Origin of the sequence: Haloferax sp. DFSO52 (assembly GCF_048158745.1) — an archaeon.
Classification (GTDB): Archaea; Halobacteriota; Halobacteria; order Halobacteriales; family Haloferacaceae; genus Haloferax.
The window spans coordinates 456,793-479,327 of sequence record NZ_JBLOPB010000002.1; the positions used below are offsets into that span (position 1 = coordinate 456,793).

General features: G+C 45.6%; 19 protein-coding genes. 8 read left to right on the plus strand and 11 right to left on the minus strand.

Going from position 1 to position 22,535, the window contains the following annotated elements; all coding sequences use genetic code 11:
* Positions 1 to 155 precede the first annotated feature (155 nt).
* The 5 genes from ACK3SC_RS11795 to ACK3SC_RS11815 all read right to left on the minus strand — a co-directional run bounded on the left by ACK3SC_RS11795 (position 156) and on the right by ACK3SC_RS11815 (position 5,366).
* The gene (locus ACK3SC_RS11795) at positions 156 to 1,022 is read right to left on the minus strand and encodes a hypothetical protein (RefSeq protein ID WP_416840386.1); all 867 of its coding nucleotides are present in this window, start codon (positions 1,020 to 1,022) and stop codon (positions 156 to 158) included.
* 114 nt (positions 1,023 to 1,136) lie between these two features.
* Complete coding sequence (locus ACK3SC_RS11800) at positions 1,137 to 1,634, minus strand: metal-dependent hydrolase (RefSeq protein ID WP_416840387.1); 498 nt, start codon at positions 1,632 to 1,634, stop codon at positions 1,137 to 1,139.
* Positions 1,627 to 2,160 carry a hypothetical protein gene (locus ACK3SC_RS11805; RefSeq protein ID WP_416840388.1) on the minus strand — a complete coding sequence of 178 codons (534 nt, stop codon included), beginning with the start codon at positions 2,158 to 2,160 and terminating at the stop codon, positions 1,627 to 1,629. The genes ACK3SC_RS11800 and ACK3SC_RS11805 overlap by 8 nt, the downstream gene beginning before the upstream one ends.
* A gap of 66 nt (positions 2,161 to 2,226) precedes the next feature.
* On the minus strand, positions 2,227 to 4,026 hold the full coding sequence (gene glmS, locus ACK3SC_RS11810) for a glutamine--fructose-6-phosphate transaminase (isomerizing) (protein WP_416840389.1): 1,800 nt from the start codon (positions 4,024 to 4,026) through the stop codon (positions 2,227 to 2,229).
* Positions 4,027 to 4,202: 176 nt separating this feature from the next.
* Complete coding sequence (locus ACK3SC_RS11815; protein ID WP_416840390.1) at positions 4,203 to 5,366, minus strand: sugar phosphate nucleotidyltransferase; 1,164 nt, start codon at positions 5,364 to 5,366, stop codon at positions 4,203 to 4,205.
* A gap of 257 nt (positions 5,367 to 5,623) precedes the next feature.
* Here ACK3SC_RS11815 and ACK3SC_RS11820 point away from each other — a divergent pair, with 257 nt between their 5' ends.
* Genes ACK3SC_RS11820 through ACK3SC_RS11845 form a run of 6 tightly spaced genes read left to right on the plus strand, consistent with a single transcriptional unit; the run spans position 5,624 to position 10,138 of the window.
* Positions 5,624 to 6,718, plus strand: a complete 1,095-nt coding sequence (locus ACK3SC_RS11820; protein WP_416840391.1) for a glycosyltransferase family 4 protein — start codon at positions 5,624 to 5,626, stop codon at positions 6,716 to 6,718.
* On the plus strand, positions 6,715 to 7,959 hold the full coding sequence (locus ACK3SC_RS11825) for a glycosyltransferase family 4 protein (protein ID WP_416840392.1): 1,245 nt from the start codon (positions 6,715 to 6,717) through the stop codon (positions 7,957 to 7,959). The genes ACK3SC_RS11820 and ACK3SC_RS11825 overlap by 4 nt, the downstream gene beginning before the upstream one ends.
* Positions 7,960 to 7,967: 8 nt before the next feature.
* A complete protein-coding gene (locus tag ACK3SC_RS11830) occupies positions 7,968 to 8,558 on the plus strand; it encodes a nucleotidyltransferase domain-containing protein (RefSeq protein WP_416840393.1) in 591 nt (196 codons plus the stop codon).
* Between the two features lie 2 nt (positions 8,559 to 8,560).
* Positions 8,561 to 9,037, plus strand: coding sequence for a PssD/Cps14F family polysaccharide biosynthesis glycosyltransferase (pssD, locus tag ACK3SC_RS11835; protein ID WP_416840394.1), 477 nt, complete (start codon positions 8,561 to 8,563; stop codon positions 9,035 to 9,037).
* A complete protein-coding gene (locus tag ACK3SC_RS11840; protein ID WP_416840395.1) occupies positions 9,034 to 9,498 on the plus strand; it encodes a glycosyltransferase in 465 nt (154 codons plus the stop codon). The genes pssD and ACK3SC_RS11840 overlap by 4 nt, the downstream gene beginning before the upstream one ends.
* Positions 9,491 to 10,138, plus strand: coding sequence for a hypothetical protein (locus ACK3SC_RS11845; protein ID WP_416840396.1), 648 nt, complete (start codon positions 9,491 to 9,493; stop codon positions 10,136 to 10,138). The genes ACK3SC_RS11840 and ACK3SC_RS11845 overlap by 8 nt, the downstream gene beginning before the upstream one ends.
* Positions 10,139 to 11,458: 1,320 nt before the next feature.
* On the opposite strand, the gene ACK3SC_RS11850 is transcribed toward ACK3SC_RS11845, so the two are convergent.
* Positions 11,459 to 13,201, minus strand: coding sequence for a hypothetical protein (locus ACK3SC_RS11850; protein WP_416840397.1), 1,743 nt, complete (start codon positions 13,199 to 13,201; stop codon positions 11,459 to 11,461).
* An 881-nt stretch (positions 13,202 to 14,082) separates the two neighbouring features.
* On the opposite strand from ACK3SC_RS11850, the gene ACK3SC_RS11855 reads away from it, so the two are divergent.
* Positions 14,083 to 15,537, plus strand: a complete 1,455-nt coding sequence (locus ACK3SC_RS11855; protein WP_416840398.1) for an oligosaccharide flippase family protein — start codon at positions 14,083 to 14,085, stop codon at positions 15,535 to 15,537.
* Between the two features lie 9 nt (positions 15,538 to 15,546).
* Here ACK3SC_RS11855 and ACK3SC_RS11860 read toward each other — a convergent pair whose 3' ends face one another.
* Positions 15,547 to 16,902 carry a sulfatase gene (locus ACK3SC_RS11860; protein WP_416840399.1) on the minus strand — a complete coding sequence of 452 codons (1,356 nt, stop codon included), beginning with the start codon at positions 16,900 to 16,902 and terminating at the stop codon, positions 15,547 to 15,549.
* A 156-nt stretch (positions 16,903 to 17,058) separates the two neighbouring features.
* Here ACK3SC_RS11860 and ACK3SC_RS11865 point away from each other — a divergent pair, with 156 nt between their 5' ends.
* A complete protein-coding gene (locus tag ACK3SC_RS11865; protein WP_416840400.1) occupies positions 17,059 to 17,991 on the plus strand; it encodes a hypothetical protein in 933 nt (310 codons plus the stop codon).
* A gap of 25 nt (positions 17,992 to 18,016) precedes the next feature.
* Here ACK3SC_RS11865 and ACK3SC_RS11870 read toward each other — a convergent pair whose 3' ends face one another.
* From ACK3SC_RS11870 to ACK3SC_RS11885, 4 genes are all read right to left on the minus strand, one after another.
* Positions 18,017 to 18,802 (minus strand): FkbM family methyltransferase, encoded by a 786-nt coding sequence (locus ACK3SC_RS11870; RefSeq protein WP_416840401.1) that lies wholly within the window; start codon positions 18,800 to 18,802, stop codon positions 18,017 to 18,019.
* A 334-nt stretch (positions 18,803 to 19,136) separates the two neighbouring features.
* Positions 19,137 to 20,291, minus strand: coding sequence for a glycosyltransferase (locus tag ACK3SC_RS11875; protein WP_416840402.1), 1,155 nt, complete (start codon positions 20,289 to 20,291; stop codon positions 19,137 to 19,139).
* Between the two features lie 53 nt (positions 20,292 to 20,344).
* On the minus strand, positions 20,345 to 21,460 hold the full coding sequence (wecB, locus tag ACK3SC_RS11880) for a non-hydrolyzing UDP-N-acetylglucosamine 2-epimerase (RefSeq protein WP_416840403.1): 1,116 nt from the start codon (positions 21,458 to 21,460) through the stop codon (positions 20,345 to 20,347).
* A complete protein-coding gene (locus ACK3SC_RS11885) occupies positions 21,457 to 22,440 on the minus strand; it encodes a glycosyltransferase family 2 protein (protein ID WP_416840404.1) in 984 nt (327 codons plus the stop codon). The genes wecB and ACK3SC_RS11885 overlap by 4 nt, the downstream gene beginning before the upstream one ends.
* Between the last annotated feature and the right edge of the window lie 95 nt (positions 22,441 to 22,535).

Genomic DNA, 22,535 nt, shown 5'->3' on the forward strand with positions numbered 1-22,535 from the left:
ATGCAGGCGTCGGGGTGGTATCGTGCGCTCTGGCCGTTGCTCAGTTTCGGTGGTGAGCGCCATGTTCGATGGTGTCCCAATCATCCGTTCTCTGTGTTGCTCCACCATTCGTGGATTGTCGAGGCAGTCGAACCGCATCGCAGCCTATTGCAGACTCAACTACTGTCTCCCATGCCCATCTGAGCAAATCCAGGTTCGGAATCATCCCACGAGCCAATGTCTGGAGACTCAGGATCGATGTCCGCAACGAAGCGCATCGTCGTGATGTTCGCCGCGAGCCCAAGCACACCGCCACCGATGATGCCAACCACGAGCCCCATCACTGGGATATTGACCACGAACGCCGATGCAAACACCGAGATGATGAGCACGAAGAAGCCATAGCCGAAAAAGTAGTACAGATACGGGCCGCCTCGAATGGCGAACGAGACTGACCCGCTAATTGCTTCACGAAGGCTGGTATCTCGGAGGACCAAGAGGTAGGGTGTCGCGTACAGCAGATACACTGTGATGAAAAAGAGGACGATGAGGAGTGCGACGAGGGCGACGAGATCTGTTGGGAGGTCGGTCGCGTTGCGACCGATACCCACTTCGAACGGGAGCAAGACCGCGAACGGAACGACAGTGAGGACGAAAAACGGCGCAAAATGGGACCGCACGCTGGCGACAAAGTCGTACTCTCCTGTCGTGAGCTGGCTTTTGATACTCCCGAAGTAGCCCGCAGCGAGTGCTGCTTTCACCACGAGCAACGCAAACACAGGGACCAATACCGATGGACGTCTCCCGACTGGAACACCGAGATAGACGTTCACTCCACTATTTGGCGGGTTTACGAATTGCCAGACTGTTCCGACCGACATCGGGAGTCCGAACGTGAATCCGATATGCACGCCGTCGTGGGCGAGGACGGACTGAATCTTCGAAACCTCTGTACATGCGAACAGGATGGGAACTACAGTGAGTGTGAGCGCGTCGAGCGCTCGCTCCCACCCATCTGTGAATCGCTCGTAGATTCCGGGCATTAGCTTCGTCCCTGGTGTCGTTGTGGGTCGTTTGTGTCGGGGTGTGGAGGCTGAACAGTGAGTGGGGAGGGCATTATTCGTGGACACTCATGTCAGTGTAAATAATGTTCTCCTTTAGTTGGGGGAGGTGCGGCGTTTTCGAGTCACCCCGTACACGACGAGTGCGACTGCTCCGAGAACGATGGCGGGTTCGACGTCTGTACTCAGGTACAGTCCCGGTGTTGGAGGGTAGATTCGGGTGAGTGGCCAGAGGAGTGGGTAGGATTGTCCAGTTGGTTTCAGCAAGAAGGCGTCGGCGATGAGGTGGGATGTAGCGCCCAGTGAGAGGAGGACGAAGACCCGAACTCGTTCGGTTGCTTTGACGAGGAGCACACCAATGAGAACTGAACAGATGACTGCGCCTGTCGTGTGGAGCCCGAACCAGCTAAATGGAACCCCGAGGAGTTGCTCAACTCGAGCGTTTGGGAGAAGCAACTCTCCTTTCGCTATATCGGGGATGAAAGCCCCAGCCATTGCAACCGTTACGTATGGTTGGGTGATCCACTCGTAACGCCACGAGGCAATCATGGCAAGGCTGTAGGCTAGCAAGACGTGGGAGAGCAGGTCAGGCATCGTGTTCCTCCGTGTTCTTGGTGGAGAGACTCAGGTCGCTCGCTTGGAGTGGTTTAGCACGTGGTTCTAACGACCAACTGCCCCAATCGATTCGCCACGTTCGAATGAGTCTCCCGAGTACCCACACGCCAGCGAGGAAGGAGACGACGTACATGTACAGGTAGTTCGACGCGGGGATTGTGTATGCGTTCAACGCACGAATCGTGTGGTTGGGTTCGACGACACCATAGACTGCGAGTGTGTCGCCTTGTTGTGCGTCGATAGCTGCTCCAGTAACTTTGAGTCGAACTTGCTCACCGGATCCGTACTCGGCGACAATCGTGAGTGGGTCTGTCTCGATGACTGTCCCCGTGAGACTGGCCTGTTCGCCAACCCACACATCGTACTCTATCCCCAACTCAGTCGTACTTGGATACGCACCAACTGCTGGGTCCGGGGCAAGTGAGCCAAACCAGATCATAAGTCCCAGTAGACACCCCAGTAAAACGAGAATCGCAACGAGGCGCCGAACTGGTGTGTCTTGCATTGCTCTCCAGTACTGAACTCCGATGAATAAGGGTTCCCGAATAGAATACAGTCGGTAGAGGTTCAGTTATTCGACGGTCACGGACTTCGCGAGGTTCCGGGGTTTGTCGATGGGGCGGCCCATCTCGTTCGCAACGTGATAGGCAAACAATTGCATCGCAACGTTCGCAACGAGGGGTTCGAGACGGCCGAGGCTCGGTATCTCGATCGTATGCTCGCAGAAGGAACCTGAGTCCCCTTCTGTGGTAAGTCCGATGACTGGTGCACCACGCGATTCGACTTCTTTGACGTTGTTGAACGTCTCTTTGGGCGAGGCACTCTCGTTAAGGAACGCGAGCACGGGCGTGTTCTTCGTGACGAGTGCCAGTGGGCCGTGTTTGAGTTCACCCGCAGCGAAGCCCTCTGCGTGGGCGTACGAGATTTCCTTGAGTTTCAGTGCGCTCTCGAGTGCAACGGGATAGGCCAGTCCACGACCAATGAAGAAGAACGAGTCACTGTCGACGTACTGCTGTGCGAGTCGCTTGAGTTGAGATTCGGTATCGAGAACCGACTGAACAGCGCTTGGGAGGTTTCGGATGTTCTCGAGGATATCCACTCCGTCTCCTGCAGAGAGGGTTCCACGCAGGCGACCGAGATAGGTTGCGAAGAGCGCGAGTGCTGTGACTTGCGAGACGAACGTCTTCGTCGCTGCAACACCGATTTCAGGGCCAGCTTTGATGAACAGCGCATCGTCGACTTCGCGGGTTATGGTGCTTCCGACCGTGTTGGTCACGGCGAGTGTCGTCATTCCTGGTGCCTTTGCACGGCGAATAGCTGAGAGGGTGTCTGCGGTCTCCCCACTTTGGGTGACTGCGACGACGAGTGTCCGTCGGTTATCATAGCCATCGTAGACCTCGTATTCGCTTGCGAGGTCGACGCGGACGCTGACGTCGACGAGTGGTTCGATGAGTTCCTGTGCGTACAGTCCGGCGTGATAGGAGGTTCCGCAGGCGACGATTTGTATCTCGTCGATGTTTCGGAGGAATTCGTCGTTGAGGTCGATGTCGAGCGATGCGTTCCCTGAGAGTTCGTCGATACGTCCGGAGATTGCCTGGCGAAGAGCGTGCGGTTGTTCGTGAATCTCCTTGTGCATGTAGTGGTCATGACCAGCCTTTCCAGCAGCGGATGCATCCCAGTCGACGGTCTGGATTTCACGCTCGACTCGCTCGCCATCGTTGAAGATTGTGATGCCGTCCGCACTCAGGTGGGCGACGTCGCCATCTTCGAGGTAGGACACCTGCCGGGTGTACTCGACGAACGCCGTCACGTCGCTGCCGAGGTACATCCCATCTTCGCCGTGGCCGATAACCAGTGGACTGTCCTGCCGTGCTGCGACGATGCCTTCGTGGTCGACGTGGGTTGCTGCGATTGCGAAGCTTCCTTTGAGTTTGTCGAGGACACGAGTGACTGCTGCCCGGAGGTCTGCACCACGGGCGATTTCCTCTTCGATGAGGTGCGGAATGACTTCGGTGTCTGTCTCACTCTCGAATATGTGCCCACCGAGTTCCTCCTTTAGCTCGGTGTAGTTCGAGATGATTCCGTTGTGGACGACTGCAACGTCCCCACGACAGTCAGTGTGTGGATGAGCGTTCTCATCAGTTGGCTCACCGTGAGTGGACCAACGCGTATGGCCAATTCCGTGTGTAGCGTCCGTGTCACTCGGAATGGTCAACCCATCAATTGTCCCTTCTTGCTTGTGCACGTCGACCTGGTCACCAACGAGTGCAATTCCTGCCGAATCGTACCCGCGGTATTCCAGGTTCTTCAACCCCGCTGAGAGTATTGACGCACTCTCCTCCCCACCAATGTATCCCGTTATTCCGCACATAGTTTTGTAGACTCCAGTTGCTCGTTTCCTTGCTGGCTACTGCCAACCGAGCGGTTGATATAAGCAATTTTGAATGAAGCTATTTAGTGTTATTGCACCGACTAATTCGAAGATGAATATCCATTTAGGAGATATAATGAGAGAGATATAACGAAGTTATGGGTGTTAGACCGTACTCAGCCTCGGAATATATTCGCATTGTCAGGGATTCGCCCAGATAGTTTCGACCCACTCTCGACGTGAACGTCATTTCCAACGATAGTTCCGGGTTCAATAGTCACGTTCCCACCCAGGGTAGTGTTGTCTCCGATGAGTCCGCCAAATTTCACGTCTGTGTATAGTTCACTGTCAACACGAACGTCGGTTCTGCCTCCCTCAATTGAATTTAGGGGGCCGATTTCGGACCCGGCACCGACGATACAATCGGAAATAACAGTACCGGGCTTGATAACCGTGTCTTCGAGGATTATGGAATTGGTGACGACAGCATTCGCACAGATAGTAACGTTGTCACCGATAACTACATCGTGGAAAATACGTGCCCCGGGTTGTATTCGAGAGTGGTCACCGACGACTGTAGGTTTGCCAAGTGTCACATCATTGCCAATCACTGCTGAATCAGCGACTATTGAATCCGTCCCAGATAAGACGCCATCGTTGACTGTAAGTAAATCCCACGGGCGAGAGAGTTCGAGCCACATTCCATCGTATCGAACTGCATGCAGCGGGTGCTCGCGAATATGTTCTCTGAGTGTATCGGTTAATCTGAGTTCACCAAAATGTTCGGTTTGACGGATGGCTGAGAAGATGCCAGGCCCGAATGCATAGGCACCTGCATTGACCAAGTTCGATGTGACTTCGTGCGGCTCGGGCTTCTCTTGGATATCGGTGATCTCTCCATTCTTAACAGTGACCGAACCGTAGATGGTTGGATCTTTGACCTCGGTAATTGCCATGCATGCATCACCTGTGGATTGGTGGCGTTGGATGAGCTCTTCAAGTAACTCCGGTTCGACTATTCGATCGCCATTGACTACGAGACAGTCGCTTCCGATAGTGTGCTCTGCTTTTAGTAGCGCGTCCCCAGTTCCACGGGGATTCTCCTGTACGACGTACTCTATTTCAACACCCCAGTCACCGCCATTTTGGAAGTGATTCTGGATACGTTCGCGTTTGTGCCCTACGACGAGAACGATTTCGTCGATTCCAGATTTTTTAATTACCTTCACCACGTGTTCCAAGAGTGGCTTGTCCCCGATCGGGAGCGTTCCTTTTGGGCGCATTTCTGTGAGCGGACGGAGTCGAACACCCTCTCCTGCAGCGAGAATGACTGCTTTCATTATCTATTTGTTGATTTCATTAGTGAAAATCATACGGGATTGATCTACTACCATTTGAAACAATGCAGTGTAATTCTTGCTTGTGGTCATCGTGTCTCCGGAGTTGGATAACACGATGTATCATCGATAAAAGACACAGAGCAAGAGGAAAACAAAAATTCGAATTTGTAAGCTGTGTTGGGTATGTCTACTACTACTCAAGCCGCTCAAACAACTAATTCGAAACATTGACATTTGGTTAGGATATTTAAAAAATCGTGCGAATTGGATTGGTCTACTCAACAGGTTTCCCTCCAGAGGAAGGAATCGGGACCTATGTATGGAAACTGGCAAATAATTTAAGGAAACGTGGACATACACCGGTGTTGATAACCCGAGGAAACGGCAAATCGAGTATTAAAAACGGAATTGAAATCCACCAAGCGAAATTCTATCCGGTTTACCCGTTCCATGTTCATGTCCATGAATTCTTTGTACAAAATGTTGTAGACAAGTTGGATCTCGATGTTCTACATATTCATTCACCACTTTCGCCGGTGGTTGATGCAGATGTACCTATTCTTGCGACGATTCACACCCCAATAATGCCTGTGGCTTCAATTACCGACAAGACAACTGTTTCCGGTCTTCTTGGATACCTGCAGTCAGTTACCGTGAGCCAACGTATTGAAAGGGATCTCGTGAATTCTGCAGATATGGTCACTGCGGTTTCCGAGAGCATCGCGGAGGCGCTTGAACTACAATACTCGGAGAATACTAGATTGTTGTATAATGGTGTGGATGCGGATGAATACGATGAATGCACTGAGCAAGGAGAAGATAAATATCTCCTTTTTGTCGGGAGAATTGCTCAATCAAAAGGGATATTACAGTTAATTCGAGCATACTCCGAATATAACATTGACCTGCCCGTTCGTGTTGTCGGGAGTGGCCCTCTTGAAGGCAAAATGAAGCAGTTCGTTAGTAAAAAGGACATATCTGACAAAGTTATCATCAAGGGATATGTGTCTGATGGTGATCTCAAAGAAATGTATGCTAATGCTGAAGCTCTAATATTACCGTCTCTGTATGAAGGCCTTCCAACTGTGGTTCTTGAAGCATTAGCGAGTGGTACTCCAGTAATCGGAACTGAAGTTCCAGGAATACAAGATTTAATCAATCACCGAGTGAACGGGTTACTAATGCCGGATAACTCAATAGAGCAAATTCACGCGTCGATTACCAAATTGTCTGAAAATCCAGAATTAAAGAGCTTGCTGTCTTCCAATGCCCGCCAATCGGTTGTTCCCAAGTACACGTGGGATAGCATCTCAAATGACGCGATCAAGTATTATAATACATTGACACAATGAGTACTGAAATTTGTTTTTTCACGTTTGGACTAAATGAGCAAATGAAACGGTTGCAGCCTTGGAGATATTATTTTGAAGTTATATCAAACCAGACTGTATTTGATGACATTGAAGTGTATGCTATCTCTTCAGAACCTAATTTAACTACGGAAGAATGGAAGAATATGGACGGTATTTCAATCTATGCTGTTCCTGAAATCAACCCTTTGGGAAGGGATAAGAGCAGGTTGAGGGATTACTTTTCGGAACTTGACCCAGATATTGTTGTATGGCCAGTTGACCAGTTCACTTTCTTGTACCGAAACATCATAAGTGAGCTTGAATCAAAAGTCGTGGGTGTCTGCCCAGGAATTTGGTACGATTTTGATTTGATTAGGAATACGACGGTCTCTGAACTAATTCGGAACATCGATGAGACAGCAATACCTCTATTGATGAGTATTGTCCCGGATTGGCTGGAGTCCCGTAGTTTTCGAGGCGAGTATTTTGACAAAATTATAACTTTCAGTGAAGACACTCGGAAAACATTAATTAGACAAAGGTTTAGTGAAAACCTCTCAAAATCTATCCCACCTGGGTTATCTTCTGACGATTTTCACCAACCAAGTGCTGAGGTACTCAGAAAAGCTAGAAAGAAAGGGAAATCGTCACAAGAAGATTTCACTGTCTTGTATATGGGATCTCCTCTATCGATTCGTGGCTTAGATACAACTATTGACGCAGTAAAATACGCCTCAAAAGAGATTAATAATCTAAATTGTATTGTCCTTTCGAGGAGACATACCGACCCAGAAACGGGAGAGGTACACTATGCTGATCATGAAGAATGGATTAAAGAATATTGTAGCAAAAACCAGGTCCAAGACATTGTGAGTATCGTCCCAGGATTTTTATCTCGCGAAGAAGTGCGCTCTTTCATATCAATCTCTGATGCGGTCTGCTTGCCGTTTAAAACACTACAGGCAGATATGCCATTGTCGATCCTAGAAGTATTGGCGCTGGGCAGGATACCGATTAGCACTACCGTTGGTGGTATCCCTGAGCTAGTTCAAGGCGAAAATAGACGTGGTTACGCTATTGAACCCAACTCACCCGAGCAGTTGGCATCGAGACTTGTGGATCTTCACTCAGATAATCAGTTGAGAGAATCAATTCAATCAAATGCGAAAAATTATGCGTTCGAATGTCATCCGACGTGGGTTGAGGTTTCGAAAGAATTTTATTCATTTTGCCTAGAATGAATAAATACATGATTGATTGGCTAATTGAGAAAACAGATTCTTACCCTTGGGTTGTTGTACTTCGAAATTGGGTTTTCCAAGCGATACTCTATGTAGAGAAGACGGAGCGAATTTTCAAAATTGCTTTCGAGATCGCACTCTTTACTCCTCTTTATATTGTTCTCTCAAAGAACACGAAATTAAACCGCGTAGAAACAATCTTGATGTCCTCATTCGTATCACACTCTATCAATTGGTTATTTAACGGGGACGTCCACGTGTTAAGGAAATGTGTTGGTGAGGGTCCTCAAAACCCTGTTGAGAAGAAGATTGATTACTTAGATGGGTTTGTACAACGTGCAAAAAAGGAAGAATCAATTGCAGCAGTCGGTATCGTTGGGAGCTATGTGCGAAATGAGATGACACCACACTCTGATATCGATGTAAGAATTGTTCGAAATAGCGGCTTAACGAACGCCGTTAAGTCTTCAATGTTTCTTTTACGAGAACGAACTAAGGCTTTGTTCAAAAACTATGCACTTGATTGTTATCTATATGATGATTTTTCCAATTTCGAAAAGGATGATGATGACCACATGATGTTATACTCTGAAGAATAAACATGGCGAAGGTTCAGATTGTATGTTCAAATGGTGGCCATTTAAATGAAGCTCTAGCCATTGCAAAACATTTGAATGATCATCAAGTTGAAATCGTCACTTATGAATCTAAATTCACTGAAGATTTAACAAATGAGATAGAGTATGATGTGAGGTTGGTTAGTCAGTCTCATGTTCGGTTATATGATAATCGTTTGAGGCTTGCAAAACACTTGTACAATGTCACAATAGATGCGAGTAGATACTTGAATGACGATTTTGATTGTGTAATCTCAACTGGATCTGAAATTGCAATTCCGTTTTTATTAATAGCAAAGTTGAGGCGAATCCCATTTATCTTTGTTGAGAGCCTTTCAAGAACAGATGAGCTGTCTGGAACAGGAAAAATTGCATACAAATTCGCAGATACGGTTCTTGTGCAGTGGGAGGCACTCGCAGAAAAATATCCACGCGTCGAATACCACGGGAGGGTTGTATGATATTTGCCACTGTTGGTAGTAGCACTTTCCCAAGAATGATGACTCTCATTAGCGAGGTACATGACAAAGTGGATGATGAGCTCGTGGTTCAAACTGCAGGAGGTGATTTGGACTCAGATATTAGCCAAGTAGACTATCTTGGTTTTTCCTCATTTCGGGTGAACATCAAGGAATCTGATATTGTGATCGGTCATGGTGGGGTTGGTACCCTAATAACCTGTCTAGAATTTAACACCCCACTGGTTGTCATCCCGAGGAAAGAGAGTCTTGGTGAAGTTATCGATAACCATCAAATCAAGACAGTAGAAAAGTTTGAGAAAAACCCGTTAGTGTCGATCGCAAACGATGCAGAGACAGTTTGCAACAAGATTCGTGAAATAAATAGTTCCTCTCAACCAATCTCTTCCCGTCCAAATGAGTTGGGTGAGTTCGTTAATGGACTCGTCAATGAATATGAATAAAACTGACTCACTTCCTCCTGTTATTGTAGTCTCAGGTCCTGACGGAGTTGGAAAGTCAACCCAAATTGATAAATTGACAAAAAAATTTGATGAGTTAAATCTGAAATATAATACTGTTTGGCTTAGACATAGACATTATTTATCATTGGTTGTACTATTGATATCAAGACTAACTGGACATACAGTGTTTGATTCCCATAAGGAATATCAATATCAATATCACGATTTTGATAATAATTTGTTGGGAATGGCGTATATTTTTACAATGTATGTCGATTTGCTAATCGCGTATGTATTTCGAGTTTGGATACCAGTTGTATTGGGCAGGACCGTGATATGTGATCGTGGACCGCTTGACACGTTAATCGATATTCACTTTAAAACAGAGATCGAATATCAGAACACATGGCTCGAGTTAATGTACTTGTTATTAATCCCGATGGAAAATGAAAATATTATTTTGAATATGGACTATGCCGATTGTGTTCACCGGAATGAAAGGTTCAAATATGAACGTGATTTCGAAGAAAGGGTCAACCACTACGAGCTCGAGTCTTCCCGATTCAATATCGAACAAATTGATGCATCCATGAATGTGGAGGCTGTTTTTAATTCAATGTGGGCTGAAATAACAGATTAAACGATATTATTTAGTTCTGAATCTTGTCAACTAATCTCGTCCTCAACATCACCATATTTGGGGCGGTCACCGAACTCAAATGCGCGCCAGCGACGCGTCATCGGTAGGCCGACGTCGGACACTCTGCAAGGCACCGATAGCTCGCCCGCACAGCTCGGGAATGTCGTCAATGCCCAGGTCAAGACATCATGAATCTCGGTGGATTGATGGTGAGCGGACATTTCATACTGCTTACGACGCGCTAACCGCTCACATGCAGACGTGGGGAAAAAACGGGTTATCACCAACTTACCAATACCGAGAAAGTCCACACGCCCGAAAGGTGTCATCTGTATTGAAGACTGTCTCGACGCGTTTGACGTGTGCATCAATCAGCAACGAGGCATTCCATTCGGCTCAATGATAAGCCGTGATTCGATAGGCGGCATTCAACGGCTGACGCAAGCCCAAATTGACGAGTTACTTGAACTCTGCAGTGGAATCGGCAACCTCGGTGCGAATCTTGCCGGATCGGAGTGGTACGTGCAGAATTACTTGACGCTCTACGAGTACATCATCGGTAGCAAAGAAATTCTCGAACAGCAGTACAACAGGCTAGTACCCCCCCCCATTCGTGGCAGGTGATATAATACCATCTCGATGGGTAGATGGACACTGAAAAAGTGTATCTGATTCGTCCGACATACCTCGTTTTAGAGGGTGAAACAGCCAAATTTGGTAGAATGACAATTATTTGTACACCGGCGCGCACCACGCGGTGCCTCGACTCAACATTGACTAGAGGATGAGGCAGGACTGAAAGTCGTTATTTAGGATCTGGTGGATACGAAAGGGTCGCAGAACTCTACGGGCACCCCGGAAAACGGGGAACTGTGGACGTAACACTCACTGGCTTCCGCAGAGCGATGGACGACGTCGTCACTCACCGAGATAATGGTGTGTTGGACGTTTGGAAACCAACGTGGACGAAGATTTGGCCAGACGACCTTGGTGAGGGGGTATCGCCCCGAACGTCGGTACTGAGAATATCACGACGTTTGGACAAAAGGGATGGTCAGAAGTCGGAAATGTTCCTGAAGTCGTTACAGCAGACTTTGCGAATTCCCTCTCTGGGAAAATTACTACCAATCGATGCGACGACGGGGAATGGTACTAACGCTCAAAGTGGTATGAAGTTCGTGAAACCCGCACTCGGTTAAAACATCCATCACGTCATGATTGAATTGTGGGCAAAATCTGTGACAGGGGCGACAGAGACGCTATACGTCACGATCCGAGACGCAAAAAAGACCACGCTAATTCGGCATGTCTGGTTTCGAATCAAGTTCGCGACGTTGAGTTTTTGATTATATACAACTCAAATCCGCCGTTTGAGTGTATCCGATTAATCTGACTGTCTTGTTCTAAGTATCGGTAATCGGACTTTGAATATCTAAACCCTCCGTACAAGCGCGTATAGGCTCTGTCTGTCGATAAGACAACAAGGTATGACTTATTTTGAGTGTATGCTGGGAGTGACTTATTGTTGAAGTGGTCCGGTAATGGGAATGCTTTTCCTGACTCGAACTCGCTCCCATTTGCAGCGATTGCATGGTAATATCGATATTCTGGAGCACGAACGTTGTATACTCGTATTGACTCCTCTCGGTGGGAATAGAACTCTTCGTATCCTGTGAACTGCTGCTCAGATACTTGCTGATTTCCTTGATAGATATATGGGCCAGGGTGAATCAACATCCCAGAAAGACTCAAGAACAATATGAATACAACGAGTAGAGACACGTGTCCAAATTTTTTCGTTGTGAATGATCCAATCAAATCCTTTGTCCGTGAGAGTGTGATTCCACCAAAAACCGTCGCAATAACAGCGATAAATCCGAGGTTCCGAAGGAAGATTGTTCGACCGCTCACCGCGTAATAAATAATCATGATTCCAAGAATTGGAATTACTGCAAGAAGTAAAGCGAGTTGCAAGTCCTTCGGTCGAGAAAGCGTCTGATTATCAGTTAATTCATACAAACGAAAGAGCCCAACTGCTGTCGAGAGCAGCAGAAACACACACAGAACAAAGAATAGTTTTAGGAATAAGACTTCAAAACTCCCACCGATTTGGGAGAGCGAGCTTGATTGATTGCTTATTTGGGAGGACGCATTTGTACCGACGGATATATTAAACACAATTCGTTGAAGAAACGCAATTAAGGTGGCAGATTGCTTTGTCCAGAGCCAAAAGACCAACCCAGATGCAATCAACGTAGCGTATGGTACTATAGTCTGCCTACCAACTCGACCGGAGAGCCCTGCAAGCACGAGGCTCACAGTCCCAAAGTAAACAACGACATTGAAGAATTGCTGTGGATGGATTAGCAGTGTTGTCATCAGTCCAACTAATAACATGACGAGATATGACCGCCTGTTGGTGGTGACATAGCCCAGTCCAGCGTAGAACACGAATGGGAAGAAGAATATCGCCTCAGTAGCTGGATGAAAAACGAGATTCGACCCAAGCCAATTAATCGGTAGAAGGAGTGACATCGAAAGTCCAACAGTAAGAACCTCATCTCGTCTGAATGTCAATTGTCGAGCGCAAAGGATGCCTCCAAGAATAAAAACAACAACAAATATTGGTACAATGGTGACAACAACCCGGCGAACTTCTAATCCTGTTATTAGATGGAGTGTTGCCGCAAGGAGATGGGTGCCAGGGTACAGAATACCAAGCTCGGCCATTTCGCCATCAAGAATTGTCCGAACGTACCCGAGATGAGTTAGTGGATCGCCTTGACCATAAAAATAGTAAGAGCGAATTATCGGAAGAGAGACTGCAGATATCAATGAGATCGACGTGGTGAGAACTCCGCCCCATCTGACACGCCAATCTGTAGAAAAGATAGCGACGACAGTACCGAAAATCGCCGATGCGAAAACTAAAATCCAAAATGAAACCGGTGTCGATTGATAGATTGAAATCTCGTAATTGGTTGCTGGGGTAGAGTGAGACGACAGTACTGCTAGTGCAATTGAGAGGTTTCCAGTAATAAGTAGAAGTTTCTTCCAAGGCATCAAATCACGCTAAATTATCAGAGAGAAGTGGGCGAGGATATTGGTAAACATGAGGAAGAAGGATATCAACAGAGACAAACAGTGATACGAGTCTAAACACATTAGTTGTCTGCGTAGGTGGATTGTATGGATAGAGTGACAAAGGGACGATTAGGGTAGTGCAGACTAATGAGTCAATGATTGGTCGCGAGAAAAGGTCATTTGAAATTACGTTCCTGAGCGTGGCCATGTTGATAAGCCAATATCACTGTGCGTAGATATATGTTTTCAAGAGCAGCGTCTCAATCTAATCCTCCAATTGAGGTTTCTTAAAAAATGTTTAGAGCGTTTTTGAGTAATCCAACACTCAAACTACCAATGTCTCTTTCAATTAGCGAGTCTGACTTACTATCCTTCTCTAATTAGACTCAGTTTTGTCAACTAACTAGTCTCATTCTCCTGTGATGACCTCAACAACCAAGAGCGAGCTCTTGCATCTCTCTTATCATTACCTGGTCACCACGAGAGGGTGAGGGACCGCTGTTCACCGAACTTCAATACAATGACAAATTCGAGATAACTTTGGAGTGCGCAGAACTTATCCCCACAGTTCCGTTCGCAGTCGCACTCTGCGGTGTTGCACACGCTGGACTAAAGCCTAACGAACCGAATCAATCTGACAACCCAGCCCCAATCAAAGTTGCAGTCTCGTGACGGCGGTGGTGATAACTGATGTCGTACTCAACATCGTATTCGATAAACTGCTATTTATATGGGGATTACAACTAGTAATGTGGTCTATATCACTGACATACCGATAGATGTATACCTAATACGAACCCTCTCGGAGACAAGTTGAGAAGTAGACACAGCTTCATGGCATATAGTTAGTAACTGCTAGAATGTTAGACAAAAATCTCAGTAATCTGATATCGATTAGCTTTGTAGGCGGTTTGATAGGGAGTGCGTTTCAATATTTACTTTACTTGATCGTTGGGAGGTATCTCGGCGCAGAGCCATTGGGACTGTTCACGTTTGGCATAGTCATCTTAAATATTAGTGCAACTATCTCGAGAGTTGGGCTAGACAAAGCGGTAAAAAAGTATATTCCAATATACCGAAAAAAAGAGGAGTGGGGAAAACTTTCTGGATTGATAATCATCAGTATAGGGTTCCCTCTTGTGCTGGGCAGTTTGGTTTCTATCATGTTATACTTAAATCCAGAAATTATAAGCAATCTCACATCAGAATCATTCGGTTCGACGACGTCATTGTTCCTTCTTGGGATCCCATTTATGACAATAATGACGGTTGGTAGAGCAGCAACAACGGGATTTATTCATTCAAAATATGCAGTATATATAAAAGACGTTGGTCAAAGTACTACTGCAATTACTCTTGTCGCCATCGCCGCCGTTCTATTAGACTCTACTCAGGCAGTAATAATCGGCTATGTTCTTTCAATAATTATTGCTGCAGGGCTAGCGTTGTACTATCTTTACACCCTTGGTGTGTTTAGAGGAATTAATCAAGTTGAGTTTGAACCAAAGATGTTACTGACGTTTTCTATTCCTCTTACGATAGCAGCAATTGCCCAGTATCTCGTAACGTGGACTGATGTGTTAATGTTGGGTATGTTTCGAACGGCATCCGAGATCGGGACATATCAGGCTGCCTTCCAAACATCAATGATTCTTGGCTTTTTGTTAATCGCAGCAAATTCAGTATTTCCATCCATAGCGTCTGGATTATATGATAGTGGTGAGCTTAATCGACTACGAAATATATACGCGGTATTAACGAAATGGGTCACATACTTTACACTACTCGGATATATTTTCATCGTAGTTTATCCTCGAGATATATTGTTAATATTTGGCTCTGAGTTTACAGGAGCTCGTTTAATACTGATGATTCTTTCAGGTGTTTTTGTTTTATCAACCGCTGTTGGACCAGCCGGATTTTTATTAATGATGGCAAATTACGAAAGGGTTGAATTGCTAAACACAATTATCACCGCTGTAACTAATGTGGTTCTGAATTATTTGCTCATTCAACAATTAGGAGTCCTAGGTGCCGCGATCGCAACTGGCATTTCGTTAGTTGTGTTAAACATACTTCGAATATCCGAAGTGTGGTGGATATTCAAGATTAGACCAAAAATCCGCAATTACGGAAAGGGGGCGGTTGCAATCGCTGCTGCCACCCCAATAATGTTTATTGGTCATACTCTGTCAACTCATTTTGTCATTTCAATGGCTATCAGTGGAATTTTATCACTGTTTGTATTTTGTATCGTGATGTATCTACTCGGACCGGAAAAAGAAGATTACCTCATGATTCAAAGCCTTTCATAGATGGCTTGGTTACAAGTACCCGAGGTCTGATAATCGCTGTCGCTGCTTAGCAGAAAACTCTGCATTCCCGGCGTGGTATGAGATTTGGTTGAATTTCGACTGCCAATCCTCTAACTCTTTTTTCAATCTTTTCAATTCTTTTACATCTGATTTTGCGGAATTTGTATTATAATCTCTGAGCTCGGTAGCTTCCTTTGAGACGACTAATCTGTGTTTCCCATCAGTTATTGAGGCCACATCTGAACTGGGAAACTTTGACCCATCAAATTGATCTCCCAATCTGGAAATCTTGTCTAGTTTTTGTTGTGCACGCTCTCCCGAGCGTTCTGTAATTGCGACCTCACGTGAGGACACGCCTGCCGGAACAGGTGCATCAATTCCCACCTCTTCAACAAGCATCTTCATTACATCTGCATGTTGGATTAGTGAATTCCGTTCCGGTAATTCATCGATGCCAGAGATAACAAGTGGTACATTTGATACAGCAGGGTGTGTTGTAATCATGTGAGCGAGTAATCCATCTTCGCCAAATAGCTCCCCGTGGTCACCTGTTATCACAACCATTGGATCATCTAAGTATTCACGAGCCGTCTTAACAAGATCCTTCACTAACTCGTCAACGTAGTGAATTACTGTGTCGTACATATCTTGAATCGACTCCCATTCATTCTCATCAAGAGGAAGGCCTGTCGCAATTAATTCGTGAAGCTTGTTGGACATGGCTAGTGAAACATCAATAGAGCCATCCGGTGGGTTTCCGAAAATATCCCTCTTAGCAGCAGGAGGCGAATAGGCATGGTGACTGTCACCGTGATGGATATACAAAAACAACGGCTTTTCAGAACTATTGTTCTTGATATATCGCTTCCCGATCTGATTTAAAAAATATCCACTGTTATGCAATTGGAGATTTTTAGTAAGTCCCGCAGAATGTCTTCGAATGGCACCGGTGAACTTGATGATGTCACTAACTTTGGCTTCCTTAAGAATTGTATTTGCATCAACATAGTGAAAATTACTAAACCCTGCACTCAGCCCAGTTGCCTCTCCAAATTGAGGATTGGATGAGATTCCCACAGTTTCATAGCCCGCTTGTTGGAATTGTTCTGGAAGTGTTATTATATCTGAAGGTAGCTGAGCTTCATCAGTCCAAGTTTTATGTTTACTACTCGGCAATCCGGTGAGTATTGATGCAGTAGAGGCACGTGTCCAGATATCGTGACTAAAGCATTTGTCGAATGCTTTAGAATGTGTTTCATTTGCTAGCTCTTTCATGAACGGGGTTGTATCCCTCTGATACTCACCCAATGAGGTCCGATCTTGCCGAACGCTTTCTAAGGTTATCCAAATTACGCTACGCTTCATGGTACTCAAATTACCTACCTGATATAAAATAAACCGTTTGGAATTGTTGCCGTGTTGGTCTATTGTTTTAGGTTATCATTTTCAAATTAGTCATTGAGCGGATCGATAGGTCACAACCGAAACACTCCTGTATCTAAAGTAGCATTATCCCCAATAATGGCTAAGCTATTAGATACTGCCTTGTCAATAAAAAACAACTATAACAACCGACCTTGGTTGTATTACCATTTCGCAGAACGCGTCTTAGCACCAATTCACAATATTGTATACTCTGACTCAGATGGTATTGATATAGTTGAGGAAGACTGGGACAACTTGCTACTTTTAGACGCGTGCCGTTATGACTTATTTGAGGAAGTCGCAGATATCTCTCAATTTGATAGCTACTCTGTCGTTGAATCGAAAGGTAGCCACACGAGTGAGTGGACCTCAAAAAATTTCACTCCTCCAGCAAAAGATAACTTAGTCTACGTCAATTCCTCACCAGAAGTGTCGAGAAACATGGGTACCTCTGTAACTAAGTTTATTGAAGCGTGGCGTACCGACTTTGATCCTGACAAGAGGACTGTTCCAGCCGAAAATATCGCAGATCGTGCTCGATCTGCTAAGGAGGAAAACCCCCACTGCCGGTTATTGGTTCACTTTTTACAACCACACTATCCATTTATTAATCATCCTGAACTACAGTTCACGTCATTCGATAGTACTGAAGAGTGGGATATCAGTTCAAATAGTGAAATCGGAAATGTTTGGGATGCTGTTCTTGAAGGTGTTGTTTCAGTAGAGGACTGCTGGAAAGGATATAAGGACAATTTAGAATATGTCCTAGAGATTGCAATCGAACTCGCTAATGAGTTACCTGGTAAGACAGTCATTACTTCAGACCATGGAAACCTTATAGGTGAGAAACCAAAGTTTTCACCAATTAAAATCTATGGGCATCCAAAAGGGATTCATCACGAACACCTTCGAAAAGTTCCTTGGGCCGTCATTGACAGTGATAGATCGAGTAATAGGTTGGATCAAGACCAGAAGGAAGATTCAACAGATATTCAAGAACAACTTAAAGCACTTGGATATACTAAGTAGCAATCGTCAACTCTTAATCGCGTAGTTAACGGGTTGCTTTTAGATTATATCCACTGCCATTATCTTCTATTATTTCCAAATCGAAACCATGACTCTCAAAAACGTCTTCCACCATTTCAGGAGACGCACCAAAATCAGGAAGGAAATTTCTGTGGATCTCGCAATACACAACTCTTAAATCCGAATCTGAAAGTATTTTTCCCATCCCATTCAATACATTATATTCTGCACCTTCGACATCTATCTTCATAATACTCGGCACTGGGTAACCCTCTTGGACAAGCTGGTCACCAGTTACAACATCAACAGCGACACCATCGCCCTTGCCCAGTTGTAATTTTTCAGAAATTGTGGCGCACCCCGGACTGTCGGAAATTGCTTTTTGGATGACATTAGCGGAAAATCCGTTGAGCGATAGATTGGTCTTAAGTGTATCAGCGCGCTTTGTTGGTTCAACAGCAATGACCGACTCAACATTTTCACTCGTTGCAACCGAACAACTGTATAATCCGAATGCCGCACCTATATCCCAAAAGACATCTTCCTGCTGAATTTCATTAAGGACATCTTGAATAACGGGATATTCTCCAGCATATGCTCCAACAATACCTTGGTTTTCAAAACTCAAATCCACATCGTTGACAGTAATTGTGTTCATCTCGGGGGTTTGGACAAGCCGAAGCAATCTAGCGTAGATTCTTCCAAGGTGGCGGTTAGCCCCCGTTGAGTCCACCACATATTTGACTTTACCCTTGTACACCCTTTTTAGCGTGGATTCCATTCCCCAAACGATTCGCTCTCTGATATTCATAGAGGGAAAATTCGTCAGAGAAATAAAAATATAACTCATGTTTGTCTGTCAAACTTCGTAGTTTTCTATCGGGGAACTTGTGATTGATCGGTCGGTCTCCATAGGGATTCGCCTGTGGTGGTCCTTGATACGGACTTGTGATCTGAACTGTATCTACTATCCCTTGGCCCGTGTGTTGGACGTCGACGTGTTGCTTCGAGAGAAGTTTCTGTAATGAGTCTTGCGTTGGCTATTCATTGTAGGGGGTATTGTGCATCTTTAACAAACAGAGGCCATCATAGGATTTATTTCAGGTGCCTTTTGAAGGATCACACCACCTCCGGTAAGAACCGTCTTACTTTTGATGATTGTTTACTACTTCAAGTAATTGATTCTCCATGGAGGAGGAGACGCTTTCCCAGGAATATTCTTCTTTGACAATTCTACGACCCTTGGTTCCAATCTGAGCCCTTGTATCTTCATTCTCATACAGCGATTGCAGTGATTGGTTCCAGTCTTCCTGTGTATCTGCGATTAGCGCACAATTTCCTACTGCCCTTTTCACCCCTGGAATATCTGAGGAAACGACCGGAACCTCACATGCGAGGTACTCGAACAATTTGAGTGGGAGTGAATTCTTTGCTATTCCATTATCCTTGAAAGGTATTGTTCCGATATCCATTGAATTCACATATCTTGGCACTTCGTCATAAGGTACTGTGCCTGCAAACTCGACTGCATCCTCAATGTCTAACCTTTGCACCAACCTCTGAATCTCACCAATGCCTCCCTCATCACCTACGACCAGAAGACCGAGATCCAGCCCGTCACTACGTAATTTTGCAATACTGTGCACTAATAATGATAAGTCAACCCATTCACGGTTTACCCCGACATATCCGACTATCAAATCGGCATCTATCTCAATTTTCAACCTGTCTGAAGTAGGCTTAAATTTAGAGACGTTTACACCGTTTGGTATTCTTTGTGATGTTTCACCTGACAATTTGTGCTCTTCAGAGATTCCCTTTGTGATATATGTCACCCGTTCGTATTTAGACACCTTACTATTTATTAGATATTCTCCAACCATTGATCCAGCCACACCAAGATAGGATGGTAGTTGCGGTGAATCCCGAATCATAGCTGGTAAATCGTCTGCAAGGTCTAGAACAGATGGAACATTGTATGGTCTGAGCTGGTTACTAATATGATATCCGAGAAATAAGGAATTATAGTCTAGATGGACATCAAACGATTCGTAATCTATGTCCAAGTTTGTAATTAGTAGTCTCGAGAAAATGTCTTGCAATATCGGACTTAAATTCTTACCAGTCAGATATTTCGTTTCTGATTTTTCTTCTGAGGTAGCGCCAGAATAGTTTTCGGTATCTACTTGTTTCGCTCTCCAAACGTCTCTTGGACAGACAACTGTGATATCATGTTCACCCTGAAGATGATTGATAAAATTATGAATTCGATTGTTTGCTGACCCCTTAATATCTACCAACGACGATATGAGTACCTTCATTTTAGGTAATTGTGTTTAAGATTCGAGACCAATTACAGAGGTGTTTCGATTAGAGTTGCTTCACGTGAGACACAGTTAATGATGTACTGTGCCGCGTCTCCATTACCGAATGGATTTTGCCAGTTCTCATCTAATTCAACCATCTCAGTCGCTCGGTCTAATATGCTCTGTGGGGATGTCCCAGCCAACACGTTCGCACCAACATCAAGAGTTTCTGGACGTTCGGTATTCTCTCGAAGCGTTACACAAGGGACACCTAAAATGCATGCTTCTTCTTGAACACCTCCTGAATCAGTTAGTATTAGATCTGCACCACTCTGGAGTCGAATAAAGTCGATGTAGTCCTGAGACGGAATCGTTTTGATGTGCTCTGGCATTGATAGATTGAAAGCATTCACACGACCACGGGCCCGAGGGTGGATTGGATACAGAAATTCAATATCTAGCTCGGATCCAACTTTTTCTACCCCTTCTAAGAGCTTTTCAAATTTTTCCTTGTTATCGACATTCTCAGCACGGTGAGCTGTCAAGAGTCCATACGTTGTATTTGTCAGACTAAAATCTTCTATTACCGAACTCTTTATCGTTGCCAACTCACGATTCTGTTGGACTGCATCTACGACCGTGTTCCCAGTAACGAAAATTCGTTCTTCTGGGAGACCTTCTTCTAGTAGGAACTCTTTGGATTGTTCTGTTGGTGCGAAGAGGTAGTCTGCAGTATGGTCTGCAATCACTCGGTTTTTTTCTTCGGGCATATCGCGGTCGAAGCTCCGGAGACCAGCTTCGACATGGCCAACTTCACAATCCAATTTAGTCGCTGCGACTGTTCCTGCTAGGACGGAATTCGTATCTCCCTGTACGAGGACAACATCGGTATCCTCTTCGAGGAGAATCTCCTCGATTCCAATAATCATCTCTCCAGTCTGCTTCCCATGAGATGCAGACCCAACACCGAGATTATAATCCGGTTGTGGAAGTTCTAATTGGTCAAAAAACACCTCATTGAGGTTTTCCGAGTAGTGCTGTCCGGTATGGATAACACTGTACGAGATTCCACGGTTCTCACAAGTCCGGATGATCGGTGCAAGCTTGATAATCTCGGGTCTCGTCCCGAGAATGATGGTGATGTGTGGTTGTTTCGTGTTCATTGTTGGACGTCTTGTTTGAGTTCGCTGATCATGTTTGAAATCCGGTTCAGGATGAGGCCCACAAAGACTCCGAGAACACCGAGAATCGTGGTAAAACCTGCGACGAATACTTTCCCAGGGTAGAATACATTCGAAGCTTGGTAGATGAGAATTGCATCCACCCCGTACAGTGTTCCAGCGAGCGTCAGTACTGCTCCTGGGACACCAAAGAAAATCAATGGATGCCGGTCACGGATTAGTTGGAGGATGAACGTTGCAACAGTCAGGCCATGTCGAAGTGGGCTGTATGTTTGGCCATCGACGCCCTCATAGCGGACATCGATTGGTGCTTCCTCAATCTTGAGGTCCTTATAGACGGCATCCCCAATCATCTCGCTTTCGACACCCATTCCTTTCGTTTTTACCGAAATCCGTTCGACCGCTGTCGGTGAGAACGCACGGAAGCCACTTTGCGTGTCTGTGAGATTCTGTCCACTCGACCCAACAGTTAAGATATCGAGCACACGCTGCCCGAACCGACGGTACAGTGGTGTCTCATCAGAACCAGAGTCCAGATAGCGACTCCCAATAACAAGGTCACTGTCTCCTTCCAAGACGGGGGAGACAACCTGTGGGATGTCTCGTGGGTGGTGCTGTCCATCTCCATCAAGAATCACGAAAGCATCGCATCCTGTTCGTCGAACGTGATCCAGAAGTGTCTGGACAGCGGCTCCCTTGCCTTGATTCTCTTCGTGAACGATGACAGTTGCACCGGATGCTCGTGCAATTGAAACGGTATTGTCCGTACTCCCATCGTCAACGACCACAACCTCGTCAGCATACTGCTGTGCAGCGAGGATTGTACTTCCTATCCCGACCTCCTCGTTGTAGGCAGGAACCCCCACGACCGTTGTAGCCTCTTGAGAGATTCGGGTATTGTTGCTATTTGTTGGTTTTTCCCGAAGGTTGGTTAACGAATCCTTTTCTCTTCCGTCACCCACATTTTCCTTCGCATCAGCCGACTGCAATGCTTCTCACCCCCTGTTGATTTAGTTGTTTCTCGCGTTCCATGGTTGTCCCCTTTGAGATGAGATTC